Origin of the sequence: Brucella cytisi (assembly GCF_038433355.1) — a bacterium.
In the GTDB taxonomy this organism is placed as follows: domain Bacteria; phylum Pseudomonadota; class Alphaproteobacteria; order Rhizobiales; family Rhizobiaceae; genus Brucella; species Brucella cytisi.
This window is the reverse complement of record NZ_JBCAUP010000004.1, coordinates 368,072-383,112: the sequence shown is the minus strand read 5'-3', so window position 1 is coordinate 383,112 and position 15,041 is coordinate 368,072. Positions and strand designations below refer to the sequence as shown.

The following is a 15,041-nucleotide window of genomic DNA, read 5'->3' as shown; positions in this document are numbered from 1 at the left end:
CGCAAGGACGAGCTTGGCCGTCTCCTGTCGCGCGAAGAAGGCAAGACGCTGGCTGAAGGCATCGGCGAAACCATTCGCGCCAGCCAGATTTTTGATTTCTTCGCAGGCGAAGCCCTGCGTTTGGCTGGCGAAGTTCTGCCTTCTGCGCGTCCGGGTATCGGTGTGGAAATCACCCGTGAGCCGGTCGGCGTCGTGGGCATCATTACGCCATGGAATTTCCCGATCGCTATTCCGGCCTGGAAGATTGCGCCGGCACTTTGCTACGGCAACACGATTGTGTTCAAACCGGCTGATCTCGTGCCGGGCTGCTCCTGGGCGATTGTCGATATCCTGCACCGTGCGGGATTGCCAAAGGGCGTTCTCAATCTCGTCATGGGCAAGGGTTCGGTTGTCGGTCAGACCATTCTGGACAGTGCGGACGTTCAGGCCGTCACCTTCACCGGCTCGACCGTGGGCATCATTACGCCATGGAATTTCCCGATCGCTATTCCGGCCTGGAAGATTGCGCCGGCACTTTGCTACGGCAACACGATTGTGTTCAAACCGGCTGATCTCGTGCCGGGCTGCTCCTGGGCGATTGTCGATATCCTGCACCGTGCGGGATTGCCAAAGGGCGTTCTCAATCTCGTCATGGGCAAGGGTTCGGTTGTCGGTCAGACCATTCTGGACAGTGCGGACGTTCAGGCCGTCACCTTCACCGGCTCGACCGGTACGGGCAAGCGCGTTGCGGCGGCATCCATCGAGCACAACCGCCGCTTCCAGCTCGAAATGGGCGGCAAGAACCCGGTTGTCGTCCTGGATGACGCCGATCTCGATGTCGCTGTCGAGTCCGTGGTCAATTCGTCCTTCTTCTCGACGGGCCAGCGCTGCACGGCGTCGTCGCGTATCATCGTGACGGAAGGTATCCACGACAAGTTTGTCGCTGCTGCAATCGAAAAGCTGAAAAGCGTTGTGGTCGACAATGCCCTGAAGCAGGGCACGCATATCGGCCCGGTTGTTGATGAAAGCCAGCTTCAGCAGGACATGGATTATATCGAGCTTGGTCGCAAGGAAGGCGCAAAGCTTGCTTTTGGCGGCGAACGTCTGAACCGCGAAACGCCGGGCTTCTATCTCCAGCCTGCGCTTTTCACCGAAGCCACCAACCAGATGCGTATCAGCCGCGAGGAAATCTTTGGCCCGGTCGCTTCGGTCATCCGCGTCAGGAATTATGAAGAAGCGCTTGCTACCGCCAACGATACCAGCTTCGGACTGTCGTCGGGCATCTGCACGACGAGCCTGAAATACGCCACGCATTTCAAGCGCAATTCGGAAGCGGGCATGGTGATGGTCAATCTGCCGACCGCCGGTGTCGATTTCCACGTGCCATTTGGCGGGCGCAAGGGTTCGAGCTACGGTCCGCGTGAGCAGGGCCGCTACGCCGCCGAGTTCTACACGACGGTCAAGACAGCCTATACGCTGGCCTGATAGCAATGTAAGTGGATGCAAAAACCGGCGGGAAACCGCCGTTTTTTTATGCGGCTTTTTTAGGCCAGGCAGCAAGCTTGCGGGCGAAATGCGACACCGTGCCGTGCAGCAGCATGGTGAATGCCGCCAGCACGAACAGGCAGGCGAACATCAGATCCACCTTGGCGCGCCCATTGGCGAGCAGCATCAGATAGCCGAGACCTTTCGATGCGCCCACCCATTCGCCCACTACAGCGCCGATGGGCGCATAGACTGCGGCGAGGCTAAGGCCCGACGCCAGCGAAGGAAAGGCGGATGGGATGCGGATGCGAAACAGGATCGCCATGCGTCCGGCACCCAGAATTTCCGCTGCATCGATAAGGCTGCTGTCGGTACGCCGCATGCCGTCGAAGAAGGTCGAAACGACGGGAAAGAAGATCATCAGCACTGTGACTGCAATCTTCGATGCGGGACCGTAGCCAAGCCACAAAGTCAAAATGGGGGCGAGCGCGAAGATCGGGATCGCCTGACTGAACACCATGGCGGGCATGACGAGACGTTGCGCGAGCGGTGACATCATCAGGCAAATGGCAGTTGCGATCCCAACCGCGCAGCCGAGCGCCAGACCGCCCAGAACTTCGCCGATGGTGGCGGCAGCGTTTTCGGCAATCAGCCCGGCATTGCCGATCAATGACTGCACCACATCCAGCGGGCCGGGCAGGATGAAGCGCGGCATCTGGCCGATGCTCACCACCGCCTGCCAGATGGCCAGTGCCACTGCCGCCGACAGCAAGCCGTCGGCAGCACGCTTTTTCCGGCTTCGGTATGGGAGTGTTTCGTTCACTATCCAGCCTTCAAACCCATGGACCAGAAATCGGCTTCGAGCCTGCTTGCGGTGGCAAAAATCTGGCAGAGCCTTGGCCAGCGCGGGCTTTTCTCAAAGTCGGCGCCGATGCGGTCTTTTGCAGCCTGATCGAACAGTTTGCCGACCGTGTGGCACATGTCCTGATAGTCAGGCCCCGCATAGGTGTCGATCCACTCTTGATAAGGCGTACCGGGCAGGGCGGTCACGGCAAGGTTGAGGCCGATCTCGCCGTAGCCGTGTGCGCAGGGTACGAGCGCCGTCAGCAGGTCGAGAAAATCGCCCGCCTGTCCGCAATCGAGCACATAGCGCGTGTAAGCGAGGTTTTCCGGTTCTTCCTTCGTCGCGTAAAGCTCGTCTTCGCTGATCCCTTCGCGAGCACAGATGCCGACATGGAGCGGCAGTTCTGTGACGGCCAGACCATGCATGATCTGGGCGCAGAGCCGTGTTTCCTGCAGTGTGTTGGCCTTGACGACACCCAGCGCGAAGGCGCGGGCATAGTGATGCAGATAGACATAATCCTGACGGAGATAATGCAGGAAAGCCGCTTTGGGTAACGTGCCGTCACCCAATCCGCGCACGAATTCATGATCGATATAGGGCTTCCAGTCATCAAGCGTCGCAGCGCGCAGGCGCGTGAACAGTTCGGATGAATAATGCGGTTGCGGCTGGCTCATGACTTGCTCCCTTCCGCGTTGACGTCGATGGCGAATTTTTCGACCGGAAGGACCGAAGGCACGAGACCGTTTTCCTTGAGATAGGTTTCGTAGCGGCTCCAGCGTCCGTAATCGAGACTTGCAGGCGAGCGGGAGAAACGGGCGACCGTGTCTTTCCATGCGCGCTGGTTCAGCTCGTCCTTGAGTTCGGAACTATAGGATGCGAAGACGTCGTAGCTCTTCTCCGGATGGTTGACGATATACTGCGCGGCCTTCTCCGTGGCCGAGAGGAAGCGTGCAATCTTGTCCTTTTCCGCCGCGTCCAATTTGTCGGAAGCTGCGACATAGACGAGCTCGTCATAAACCGGCACGCCTTCTTCTTCGACGAAGAAGCATTTGCCGGGCACGCCTTCGACGGCCATCTGGTTCAACTCGACATTGCGATAGGCGCCCATCACCGCATCAACCTGTTTCGACATCAGCGATGGCGCGAGCGAGAAATTCACATTGATGAGTTCGACATCGGACAATTTGACACCATGCTGGCCAAGAATGGTGCCAAGCAATGTCTCTTCGGTTCCGGCGACCGAATAGCCGATCTTCTTGCCCTTGAGATCGGCGATGGAATTCACCGATCCGTCGTCTCTGGTCATCAGGCAGTTGAGCGGCGAGTCGATCAACGTGCCGACGCGGATAAGCGGCAGGCCTTCGTGCACCTGAAGATGCACCTGCTGCTGATAGGAAATGGCGAGATCCGCCTGTCCTGCCGCCACCATCTTGGTGGGCGTCGAGGCGTCAGCAGGTGCGACGATGTCCACATCCAGCCCGGCATCCTTGAAGTAGCCAAGCTTGTCGGCGACGATGATGGGGCCGTGATCGGGGTTCACATACCAGTCGAGAATGAGCTTCAACTTGTCGTCAGCGTGAGCCGAAGTGGCAGCCGTGAGGGCGAGGCCGAACAGGGCGGCGAAGGCGGTCTTTTTCATGTGGTCTGCTCCAGAGCATGGCCTGCATAAGCGCGCGTGGTTTCGATCCATTGGCGCAGGCGGCTTTCAGGGTCGGCATTGAGGGTGATGTCGGTGACGACGGAGACGATAACGGCGCCTGCTTCGAAAACACCGGGCGCGCGTTCAACGCTCATGCCCCCGATGCCCACCAGCGGAATGTTGCCGATGCGCGCTTTCCATTGTCCAAGGCGCGGCAGGCCCTGCTCGTGCCATTTCATCTTTTTCAAAATGGTCGGATAGATGGGGCCGAGTGCGATATAGTCAGGCTTCACCGACAAGGCACGGTCCAGTTCGGCCTCGTCATGGCTTGAAACACCCAGTTTCAAGCCACCGCCCCGAATGGCACTGAGATCGGCATCGTCGAGGTCTTCCTGTCCGAGGTGGATGAAGTCGCAACCTTCCTCCAGCGCCACCTTCCAGTAGTCGTTGACGATCAGCTGACAGTTATGCGCAAGGCAGATCTCCCGTGCGGCGCGAATTTCACTGCGCAGCTCCGGCTCGCTCTTATCCTTGACGCGCAGTTGCACCAGCTTGACGCCGAGCGGCACCATACGCTCCAGCCATTTTGCGCTATCGAAGATCGGGTAGAACGGATCGAGGGCCATCACAAAAATGCCTTTCCGAGAAGAGGGGTGGACGGCGCGGCCATGTCGCGGGCCTCAATAGCGTCGGCTTCAAAGGCAAGCCACCCGGCTTCGACCGCAAGCGCGAAACCGCGTGCCATGGCGACGGGATCGCCAGCCTTGGCGACGGCGGTGTTGATGAGCACGGCGTCGAAGCCCAGCTCCATCGCTGCTGCCGCATGGGACGGCACGCCGATGCCGGCATCGACAACAAGCGGAATATCGGGGAAATGCGCCCGCATGGTCTTCAGCGCATAAGGATTGTTGAGGCCTCGGCCCGAGCCGATGGGCGCGCCCCAGGGCATCAGCACCTTGCAACCGGCTTCAATAAGCTTTTCCGCGACGACCAGATCGTCATTCATATAGGGAAAGACCTCAAAGCCGTCGTCGCAGAGTATGCGTGCTGCCTCGACCAGTCCGAACGGGTCTGGCTGCAATGTGTCGGTATCACCGATCACCTCCAGCTTGATCCAGTTGGTGTCGAAGATTTCGCGCGCCATTTTTGCCGTGGTCACCGCTTCGCGCGGTGTGTGGCAGCCTGCCGTGTTGGGCAGAACAGCCACGCCCAGCTCCCGGATCAGCACCCAGAAATCCTGTCCGGCGCGGGCCTCGCCGCTTTCACGACGCAGCGAGACGGTGACGATGTCGCTTTGCGAAGCGCGCACCGCATCGGCTAATATGGCCGGCGATGGATATTGCGCCGTGCCGAGCAGCAGGCGGCTTTGAAATTTTTTGCCATAGAATTCCAGCATCTCAGCCTCCCTGCATCGGGGCCAGAACTTCGATGCGATCGCCAGCCGACAGGGTCGCGGCTGCGCGCTCGTCGCTGGCCACGAATTCGCCGTTCAGCGCGGTTGCAACAACCGCTTCATCCAGTTCGATTTCGGCGAGCAGCGCCGCCAGATTGGCGGCTGCCGTGGTGATGACCTCACCGTTCAGCACGATCGTCATGCATAGTCCTCCACAAATTCTGGTTTGGGCTCTGGCGCATCCTCCGGCATGGTCGCGCTCGCAACCGCCATGCGTGCCACGGCGGGCGAGAGCAGGAAGCCGTGGCGGTAAAGCCCGTTGACATAGACGGTTTTGCCGCGCCGTCGGACGCGGGGCAGATTGTCGGGAAAGGCCGGGCGCGCATCGACACCGGTTTCGAGGATTTCCGCCTCGCCGAAGGCCGGATGCAAGGCATAAGCGGAGCTCAAGAGTTCCAGCGTCGAGCGCACGCTGATGCCACCCCGCTCATCGCTTTCAATCATGGTTGCGCCGATCATGTGTACGCCGTCGCCGCGTGGCACGATGTAGAGCGGAATCCGCGGATGCAGGAGGCGTATGGGTCGCTTGAGATTGATATCGCGCGAGCGCACAACCAGCATTTCACCCTTGACGCCGCGCAGGTCCTGCAACTGATCACGCGCTGCAAGACCGCGTGCATCGACGGTAATGTCGGCCTCGACTTTGACGTCTTTCGCATCCTGCCCCAGATGAAAGACGACGCCTTTCTTCTGCAGTTTTTCGGCGAGCTCGATCAGTGTCTGGCGCGGGTTGAGATGGCCTTCTGCCGCAAAGAAAAGTCCCTGCCGAAAACGGCCGACAAGGTCTGGTTCCAGCGCATCGATCTGGTCTTGATCAATGGTGTCAAATGCTTCCGTCCGGCGGGCAAAGCGGCGCAGTTCGGTCGCATCGCGTGTGTGCGAGAGTACAAGCGTACCCTTGCGATTGACTGTCGAAACGTGCTGCTCCCACCAGCCGATCGCTTCCTGTCCCAAACGAACGACTGGCTCTTCCGCGCTCTCGCCTTCGCACCATGGTGCCAGCATTCCGCCTGCAAACCATGAGCAGCTGTCGGAACCGATCTCAGTGCTTTTGGCAATGACAGTGACTGCATGTCCCTGACCGTGAAATTCTGCCGCGCACACTAGACCGGCGACACCCGCTCCGATGATGGTGACGCGCATCACATGGCCTCCTCTGAGGGAACTTTCCAGAGATTATGGAAGTGATGAACAGGCCCATGGCCCTGTCCGATCTTCAACGCATCGGCGGCGCGGATTGCCCCTTGCAGATAGGCATGGGCTGCAATGACTGCTTTTTCGAGCGGAAGGTTCTTGGCAAGCTCTGCAGCAATGGCTGAGGAGAGCGTGCAGCCCGTGCCATGGGTGTTACCGGTCCGGATACGCGTCGCCTCGACACGCAATGTTGGCTGATCGCGGCGAACCAGCAGGTCGACGCAGATTTCGCCTTCCGCATGGCCGCCCTTCATCAAAACAGCTTTCGCGCCTAGTTCGAGCAAGGCACGCCCCTGTTCTTCGGCGTTTACATCGTCGCGAGCCAGATCGCTGTCGAGCAAGCAGGCCGCTTCAGGCCGGTTGGGCGTCAGCAGCGTGGCCAGCGGAACCAGTTTCTGGCGCAAAAGCGCAATGGCGTTTTCGCTCAAAAGCCGGTCGCCGGATTTTGCAACCATCACCGGGTCGAGTACGACAGGGCCGGAGAAATGCGCAAGGCCCCGCGCAATGGCCTCTATGGTTTCGGGCACGGAAACCATGCCGATCTTCACCGCCGCTACATCGAGATCGCTGAAGACGGCATCGATCTGCCCTGCGACGATGGCGGGTGGGATATCGTGCACTGCGCTCACCGTGCAGGTGTTCTGCACGGTCACAGCGGCAATGACGCTCGCACCATAGACGCCGAGCGCCGAGAATGTCTTGAGGTCGGCCTGAATGCCAGCTCCGCCGCCACTATCGGAACCGGCAATAGTCACGCATATGGGCACGAATGCCGCACTGCCGTTTGATGTGGTTCGGGAGAAACTGTTTTTTTGGTCCATCATCACGTCTCTCATTCCGAACGGAAAATGAGACGTCATGAACCTGTTTGGAGCTTGAACTCCGATGAGGGAAACCCTCGGCTGCGACGCGTCAAACTCCGTTCCCTACGCAGGTATTACCCGGATCAGGTTCAATGGGTTAACGCGATCAGCGTCTCTCAGCCTTTTGTGTCGCAACATCGGACGGAAAACCGCTTGGCACTTTTCCTGATATTGCTTCGAAGGCACCCCAACGAATTTTGCGTCTTTAGGCATAGGCTGGAAGTTGAAGCCGGTCAAGCGATGGAAAAATGCAGTTTTAAAGAAAATCCTTAAATCGACCCTCAATTTGTATATGGTTTATTAAAATTCTCGGCTTTAATCTATGTTCGGGGTGCATCTTCCGCGTGTTACTCATGGTGCCATGAAACTTGACGGTCCACTTGTAGGGTGGATCGAGATTATCCAGTAGGATCAGTTGGATGAGGGATTTACGATGAGGAAGCGGAGGGGCGCTTCAGCTTCGACGGAAGGCACGATGGCGCACACGTCCGAGCAGGACTTCCGCATCCTTTTCACAACCCATCCGACACCGATGTGGGTTTATGATCCGGAGACGCTGCATTTCATCGTGATGAATGACGCTGCCTATCGGCTCTATGGATATACCGCTGATGAAATTCCGGGAATGACAGTGCTCGATATTCGGCCCCAGACAGAACGGGATCGAATGCTGGCTGCCATTCGTGATCGCAGCGACCTTGAACGACCGGAGCGCTGGCAACATCTGCGCGCGAATGGTGAAATCATTGATGTTCTGACTTACGGACGTCAAGTGCTGTTTGACGGTAAGGAAGCGATTCTCGCCATTGTTCAGGACAGGACAGAGTTGGCAGAAGCCAATCGTCAGGCAAACCACGCCCAAACCCTGCTGGACAGCCTCGTCAACAATCTGCCGCTTGGTGTCTTCGTCAAGGATATGCACGATGACGGTCGGTATGTGCTCTACAATCAGGCCGCATCAGCGGCGAGCGGACAGCCGGTAGACGAAGCCATCGGTTCGACCGACCTCGATCTTTTCCCTGAACGCGAGGCAACCGTCATCATCCAGCAAGATCGCACGGCGATGCGGCGTCGGGGCGTGTTGAACGTCGAACGCAAGATCGAGCGCAAGGACGGAACGTCGCGAACGATGCGGATCATAAAATGTTCGATCCCACCGGTCGAGGGCAACGAGCCCCGCTATTTGATCGGGCTCGTTGAGGATATAACCGAACGGCGTGAGATCGAGGAACGCATGGCACATATTGCCATGCATGACAGTCTGACAGGCTTGCCGAACCGCGCCTATTTTGCTCACCATGTCGAGAGCCTGTTGAAAAAGGGCGGGGATTCCGAGCCTTTTGCCTTGTTCTACCTTGATATCGATCATTTCAAGAACATCAACGACAATATCGGGCATCAGGCTGGCGACCAGCTTTTGCAAGAAGTGGCGCGTCGACTGAAGCAGATCACGACTTCGGATGAATTCATTGCCCGGCTGGGAGGCGACGAATTTGCCATTGTCTACCGAAACGGGACACTGGCACAAATTGCAATGTTCGCTGACCGTATCCTTTCTGCTTTTCAGGATCCGTTCGAACTGGTGCGCAATTCAGAATTCGTCGCCTGCAGCATGGGCATCACCCAGGCGCCATTGCATGGAGACAATCCCGATGTGCTGATGCGCAATGCCGATCTCGCGCTTTATGCTTCAAAATCAGGTGGACGTCGTACATTCCGGTTCTATCAGCACTCCCTGCGTCTGGCGGCGGAGAAGCGTTATGTCATGACCGGCGAACTTCGTCAGGCTCTGCTGGATGAACAGTTTGAACTGCATTATCAACCGATTTTCAATCTTGAGAGCGGCAAGATTTCCGGCTTTGAAGCGCTGATCCGCTGGCGTCATCCTGATCGCGGTATGGTTTCACCGGCGGAATTCATTCCACTGGCAGAAGAAACCGGGCTCATCGGACCGATCGGCGACTGGGTTCTAAGGACTGCATGTCGGGAAGCTGTGCTCTGGCCGGAGGAAATAAAAGTCTCGGTCAATCTTTCACCGGTCCAGTTCAGTCAGACCACGATCTTGCATTCCGTCACGGATGCGTTGGAAGCAGCGCGTCTTTCACCCGACAGGCTTGAGCTTGAAATCACGGAGTCGGTCTTCTTGTCGAACAGCAAGAACAATATCGAGTTGCTGTTCGAACTTCGCCGATTGGGCGTTCGTATCGCGATGGATGATTTCGGGACCGGCTATTCTTCTTTGAGCTATTTGCGATCATTCCCATTTGATAAGATCAAGATTGATCGCAGTTTCGTTTCAGGGATCGAAGTCGATACGCGCGATCTGGCCATCATTCAGGCTGTGGCAACGCTCGGTGCGGGCTTCAATATTGTCACGACGGCCGAGGGCGTGGAAACCGCACAACAGTTGGAACGTTTGAAGACCGAGCGTTTTGGCGAAGTGCAGGGTTTCTTGACCGGGCGGCCAATGCCTGCCGGAGACGTGCATTCCTTTATCCAGAATCGCAGCAATGTCGGTCTGGAAATGCCTGCAGCACACAACCGATTGCCGATTTAGGGCATCGCCCACTTGTTATTGAGCGGCGCTCGAAAAGCCATAACACCAGACGAAAAGTCCAATCCGAACCTCGCCTTAAAAAGGGCTTGACCTTCCAACGGTGGGAAGCCCTATCTAGAGAGCAACTCTCGAATTATGCCCTTTCCGGGCGATGAAAGGGATTGCCATGAACAAGCCGGTTAATCACGAAACCATCAGTTTTCCAGTGCCCGTCGAAGGGATGAGCTGCGCGTCTTGCGTGTCATCCGTTGAAAAAGCTGTGTCTAAAGTTCCGGGCGTCGACAAGGTTTCCGTCAATCTTGCGACCGAACGTGCCGATGTGACTTTCAAAGGCGCACCGGATTTGCCGTCGGTGATCGATGCCATTCGCAAGGCAGGTTACGATGTCCCGGCAGGGAACATTGATCTTGCTATTGAAGGCATGACTTGCGCTTCCTGCGTCAGCAAGGTTGAAAAAGCGCTTAACGCTGTTCCGGGCGTGATGCGCGCCAGCGTCAATCTTGCGACCGAACGTGCCCATGTGGAACTGGCCGGGCCGGTACAGCCCTCCGAACTCATCAAGGCGGTTGAACAGGCAGGTTATGAGGCGCGTTCGCTGGATGACGCGCAGAGCGACGTCAAGCAGGAAACGCAGTCCGAGAAGCGGGATGCTGAAGCGGCAGAACTGAAGAAAAGCGTCATTCTCTCTGCCGTTTTGACCTTGCCCGTTTTCATTATGGAAATGGGTTCGCATCTGATCCCTGCGGTTCTTATGTTCGTCATGGACAGGATCGGTATGCAGAACAGCTGGTATCTGCAGCTTGTGTTCACCACGCTGGTTCTGTTCGGTCCGGGATTGCGCTTTTTCAAAAAAGGCATTCCGGCGCTGTTGCGCGGCACGCCTGACATGAATTCGCTGGTTGTGGTTGGCACGCTTGCCGCATGGGGCTATTCGGTGGTCGCGACTTTCCTTCCCGGTGTGCTGCCGGAAGGCACGGTGAATGTTTATTTCGAGGCTGCCGCCGTCATCGTCACATTGATCCTGATCGGGCGTTATCTGGAGGCGCGTGCCAAGGGACGCACCAGTGCGGCTATCAGCCGGCTGGTCGGCTTACAGGCGAAGTCGGCGCGTGTGGTGCGTAATGGCGAGACGATCGATGTGCCGCTGGAAGATGTTCGCGCTGGTGACGTCGTACAAGTCCGCCCCGGCGAGAAAGTGCCGGTCGACGGCGAGGTGATCGAAGGTTCGTCCTATGTGGATGAATCGATGATTACCGGCGAGCCTGTACCTGTTGCCAAGGAAAAGGGCGCGGAAGTGGTCGGCGGTACGATCAATAAAACCGGTGCTTTCACCTTCCGTGCAACCAAGGTTGGCCGTGATATGGTGATCTCGCAGATCATCCGCATGGTCGAGGACGCTCAGGCCGACAAGCTGCCAATTCAGGCAAAGGTCGACAAGGTGACCGGCTGGTTCGTACCCGCTGTTATGGCAGCCGCAGCACTGACCTTCGCTTTGTGGCTTGTGATCGGTGGCACGGGCATGCTGGGTTACGCGCTGGTGAACGCCATTGCGGTTCTCATCATCGCCTGCCCGTGTGCCATGGGCCTGGCCACACCAACATCCATCATGGTCGGTACCGGTCGTGCAGCCGAGTTCGGCGTCCTGTTTCGCCGCGGTGATGCTTTGCAGACCTTGCGCGATGTTTCCGTTATCGCCGTCGACAAGACCGGTACGCTGACACAGGGAAAGCCCGCTTTGGCCCATTTTGCGACGGTCGATGGCTTTGAAAAGGATGAACTTCTGGCACTTGTCGCGGCTGTGGAGGCACGTTCCGAACACCCGATTGCCGACGCGATTGTAGAAGCAGCGAAAGAGAAGGGATTGAAGCTTGCGGATGTATCGGCTTTCGAAGCCGTACCTGGATTTGGTCTGAAGGCTCATGTGTCCGGCCATGAGATTGCCATCGGCGCTGATCGTTACATGGCGAAACTCGGTCATGATGTTGCTGTCTTTGCCAATGATGCGAAGCGTCTCGGTAATGAAGGGCAGTCTCCGCTCTATGCAGCTGTCGATGGTAAGCTGGCAGCAATCCTGACTGTTGCCGACCCAATGAAGGAAACCACGCCAGCGGCGATTGCTGCCCTGCACGAGCAGGGGCTGAAGGTAGCCATGATCACCGGCGATAACCGCCGCACGGCGGAAGCCATCGCAAAACGTCTCGGCATCGATGAAGTCGTTGCAGAAGTGCTGCCAGACGGCAAGGTTGAAGCGTTGAAGCGGCTTTCGGCAGGTGGCAAGCGGATTGCCTTTGTCGGTGATGGTATCAACGATGCGCCTGCATTGGCTGCTGCCGATGTCGGCATTGCGATTGGCACTGGCACGGATATTGCGATTGAAAGCGCGGATGTGGTGTTGATGTCGGGCGATCTGCGCGGCGTGGTCAATGCCATTGCCATATCGAAGGCGACGATCCGTAATATCAGCGAAAACCTGTTTTGGGCCTTTGCCTATAACGTCGCGCTGATCCCTGTCGCGGCGGGTGTCCTCTATCCGTTCACTGGCACGTTGTTGTCACCGGTTCTGGCGGCAGGCGCCATGGCTTTCTCCAGCATCTTCGTGCTGAGCAATGCCTTGCGGCTCAAGGTTTTTAAAAGCCCGATAGAGGCCTGAGCAAAAGAAAGGCGCGGTGTTGACCGCGCCTTTTTTGTTTCAGAGCATTTCCAGCAAAAGTGCGAAGCGGTTTTGCGTAGGATAATGCGTACAAACAAAGACATAGAGCGGTTCCGTTTCAACCGGAACCGCTCTAATGAGTTCCTACAGCCTTGCCGTATGTCCGGACCACATTGCGGACGGCCTCCACTATCAAGGCGTGGGGCGTCGCTTCAATCTCACCCGAGGCGACAGCCGGATAAAGCGTGCCCAGATACTGGCTGATCAGCGTTTCCGGTATCTTGCGCCCTTCCAGACGTTTCAAAAGCGCATCGACGGCAGCAGTTGCGACCGGATGCGGCCAGTAATAGCGAATGCGGTCACTATAAGAGAAATGGCGTTGCAGGCGCAGTTCTTCCGCATCACCGTGGTAATATTTTTCCCAGTTCTTCGGCTCTGCGAGAAGCAGCGCTTCCATCTTACCGCGCAGGGTTTCTTCTTCCAGCAGCTTGTCGAGGAAAGCTGCAATCTGGTCGAGGCCATAGAGTGTCTCGCGCAGTGCAAAAGTCAGGCCGGGGCCGACTTTCAGAATGGTGAAACCGTCATCAACCAGATCGGAAAGCGCTTCCACCGGCTGATAGTCGGTGGAGTGGGCTTCAAAGACGAATTGCGCCATTTCGCTGAGAACGCCACTGAGAGCTGTCGCCTTCTCGCTGTTGTAGAACACGAGATTTTCGTTGCCGAACTCTACGCCCGGCTGCACCACGACACCGATGGCGCGGGCGAAGGCGTCTTCCAGCCCCAGCGCTGCGAAAGCCTTGCGGTGAATGGCGACGGTTTCGACCGCCGCACTCGGCTTGGTCAATTCCAGCTCTTCGATTTCTTCCATCGCGCCGCCGGGGATCGGTACTTCGGTGCCGATGATGTAGACCGGCAGGTCGTATCCGGCTTCACGGGCCGCTGCTTCCGAAACCTTGGCCAGACGCGCAGCGCGCTCGGCGGTCACGGCATCGGGTAGCGCGACCGGCTCGCCAGCACAGCCCATCGAGGTGTCGAGATGGATCTTTGTGAAGCCAGCGCGCACGAAGGCGTCGATCATCACATCCGACTTCAGCAAGGCTTCTTCGGCGGGCAGGTGCTTCCACGGGTTCGGGCCGAGATGGTCGCCGCCCAGAATAAGCCGCTTGGTGTCGAAGCCGACGCGGGCTGCGATGTCTTCCACGAAGCGGCGGAAGTCGGCAGGCGTCATGCCTGTATAACCGCCATCCTGATTGACCTGATTACAGGTGGCCTCGATCAGCACATCCGTGTCGGTTGCAACGCCTTCGAGGAGGGCGGCTTCGATCACCAGAGGATGCGCAGAGCAGATCGACGTGATGCCACCACGAACTCCGCTGGCGTAACGGGCGGGAAGTGCACTTAGAACTTGCGTACTGCTCATGCTGGAACTCCGTTTTTCTGAAGGAGGGCTTCTATTTCGGCCATGGTCGAGGTGCCCTCCATCGGCCCTTTGACACCAACGGCGCGTGCGCCGGTGGCGTTGGCGATGACAAGAGCTTCTTTTGGTGCCATGTCGCGCAGCCAGCAGGTGACGAATGCCGCGCCAAAACTGTCGCCCGCTCCGGTCGGGTCGATCTCATCGACCTTGAAAGCAGGCGCGGAAACCTCGCCGGACTGGTCGAAATAGCTGGCGCCTTCCGCGCCGCGCTTGACCACAACGGCCTTGATGCCACGCGCCAGAAGTTCTTGCACGGCGGCCTTTTCTTCGGTCGCCTTGGTGAAGAGGAAGATTTCCGGGCCGCTCGGCATGAACAGGTCGGTGTTTTCCAGCGCATGGGCCAGTGCCTGGCGCATACCCGGTAATTCGAGCATTTCCTTGCGGATATTCGGATCGAAGGAGACAGTGCCGCCCTTCGCCTTGATACGGATCGTCGCCTCGTGGATCGCCGAAACAATGCCATCGGAGAACAGGGCGGAGCCCATGATATGCAGATGATCGGCAGTCTCGATCAGCCTTTCGGCTTCGGGCGTCAGGCCGATGGCACCGCATGCGCTGTGCTTGATGTTGAAGATGAAATCGCGATTGCCGTCCGGACGATAACGCACGAAGGCGCTGCCGGTGGCGGCTGTCGGATGCACGCTGATGGCCGATACATCCACGCCGTCCTTCTGCAGGCGCTCGACATTGAGCGCGCCGAAGTCGTCATTGCCGACCGCGCTGACCATGCCGCAAGGCTGGCCCATTTTGGCGGCCTGATCGATGAAGATTGCGGGCGCGCCGGAGGCGAACGGCCCGATCAATGGGATGGCGGTCTTGAAACCGTTGCCGGTTTCCATGGCCATGATTTCGACGACGATCTCGCCGATGGTGATGATCTTTTTCATAAGGTGCACCGCG

The 15,041-nt window shown here is 58.0% G+C and carries 13 protein-coding genes and 1 riboswitch; of the genes, 3 read left to right on the top strand and 10 right to left on the bottom strand.

What is annotated here, in order from left to right; translation table 11 throughout:
* The coding region (locus AAE521_RS06400; RefSeq protein ID WP_342060758.1) for an aldehyde dehydrogenase family protein at positions 1-1,464 on the top strand (1,464 nt) is incomplete at its 5' end.
* Between the two features lie 46 nt (positions 1,465-1,510).
* Here the strand turns inward: AAE521_RS06400 and AAE521_RS06395 are convergent.
* From AAE521_RS06395 to thiD, 8 genes are read right to left on the bottom strand one after another with little or no spacing between them, the layout of a single operon-like run.
* A complete protein-coding gene (locus AAE521_RS06395; protein ID WP_071631871.1) occupies positions 1,511-2,287 on the bottom strand; it encodes an ABC transporter permease in 777 nt (258 codons plus the stop codon).
* Positions 2,287-2,982 carry a thiaminase II gene (gene tenA, locus AAE521_RS06390; RefSeq protein ID WP_071631872.1) on the bottom strand — a complete coding sequence of 232 codons (696 nt, stop codon included), beginning with the start codon at positions 2,980-2,982 and terminating at the stop codon, positions 2,287-2,289. Before tenA ends, AAE521_RS06395 begins: the two co-directional genes overlap by 1 nt.
* Positions 2,979-3,947, bottom strand: coding sequence for an ABC transporter substrate-binding protein (locus tag AAE521_RS06385; RefSeq protein ID WP_011982466.1), 969 nt, complete (start codon positions 3,945-3,947; stop codon positions 2,979-2,981). Before AAE521_RS06385 ends, tenA begins: the two co-directional genes overlap by 4 nt.
* On the bottom strand, positions 3,944-4,576 hold the full coding sequence (locus AAE521_RS06380; protein ID WP_342060757.1) for a thiamine phosphate synthase: 633 nt from the start codon (positions 4,574-4,576) through the stop codon (positions 3,944-3,946). The genes AAE521_RS06385 and AAE521_RS06380 overlap by 4 nt, the downstream gene beginning before the upstream one ends.
* The gene (locus tag AAE521_RS06375; RefSeq protein WP_342060756.1) at positions 4,573-5,343 is read right to left on the bottom strand and encodes a thiazole synthase; all 771 of its coding nucleotides are present in this window, start codon (positions 5,341-5,343) and stop codon (positions 4,573-4,575) included. Before AAE521_RS06375 ends, AAE521_RS06380 begins: the two co-directional genes overlap by 4 nt.
* Before the next feature lies 1 nt (position 5,344).
* Positions 5,345-5,542 carry a sulfur carrier protein ThiS gene (gene thiS / locus AAE521_RS06370; protein ID WP_010658054.1) on the bottom strand — a complete coding sequence of 66 codons (198 nt, stop codon included), beginning with the start codon at positions 5,540-5,542 and terminating at the stop codon, positions 5,345-5,347.
* Entirely contained in the window at positions 5,539-6,543 is a 1,005-nt protein-coding gene (locus tag AAE521_RS06365; protein ID WP_071631876.1) for an FAD-dependent oxidoreductase, read from the bottom strand. Before AAE521_RS06365 ends, thiS begins: the two co-directional genes overlap by 4 nt.
* Positions 6,543-7,415 (bottom strand): bifunctional hydroxymethylpyrimidine kinase/phosphomethylpyrimidine kinase, encoded by an 873-nt coding sequence (gene thiD / locus AAE521_RS06360; protein ID WP_071632008.1) that lies wholly within the window; start codon positions 7,413-7,415, stop codon positions 6,543-6,545. Before thiD ends, AAE521_RS06365 begins: the two co-directional genes overlap by 1 nt.
* 85 nt (positions 7,416-7,500) lie before the next feature.
* Positions 7,501-7,657: riboswitch (TPP riboswitch) on the bottom strand.
* 233 nt (positions 7,658-7,890) lie between these two features.
* Here thiD and AAE521_RS06355 point away from each other — a divergent pair.
* A complete protein-coding gene (locus AAE521_RS06355) occupies positions 7,891-10,014 on the top strand; it encodes a putative bifunctional diguanylate cyclase/phosphodiesterase (protein WP_342060755.1) in 2,124 nt (707 codons plus the stop codon).
* A gap of 166 nt (positions 10,015-10,180) precedes the next feature.
* A complete protein-coding gene (locus AAE521_RS06350) occupies positions 10,181-12,664 on the top strand; it encodes a heavy metal translocating P-type ATPase (protein WP_342060754.1) in 2,484 nt (827 codons plus the stop codon).
* A gap of 133 nt (positions 12,665-12,797) precedes the next feature.
* Here AAE521_RS06350 and AAE521_RS06345 read toward each other — a convergent pair whose 3' ends face one another.
* A complete protein-coding gene (locus AAE521_RS06345) occupies positions 12,798-14,084 on the bottom strand; it encodes a D-tagatose-bisphosphate aldolase, class II, non-catalytic subunit (protein ID WP_071631879.1) in 1,287 nt (428 codons plus the stop codon).
* Entirely contained in the window at positions 14,081-15,028 is a 948-nt protein-coding gene (locus tag AAE521_RS06340) for a tagatose kinase (protein WP_342060753.1), read from the bottom strand. Before AAE521_RS06340 ends, AAE521_RS06345 begins: the two co-directional genes overlap by 4 nt.
* Between the last annotated feature and the right edge of the window lie 13 nt (positions 15,029-15,041).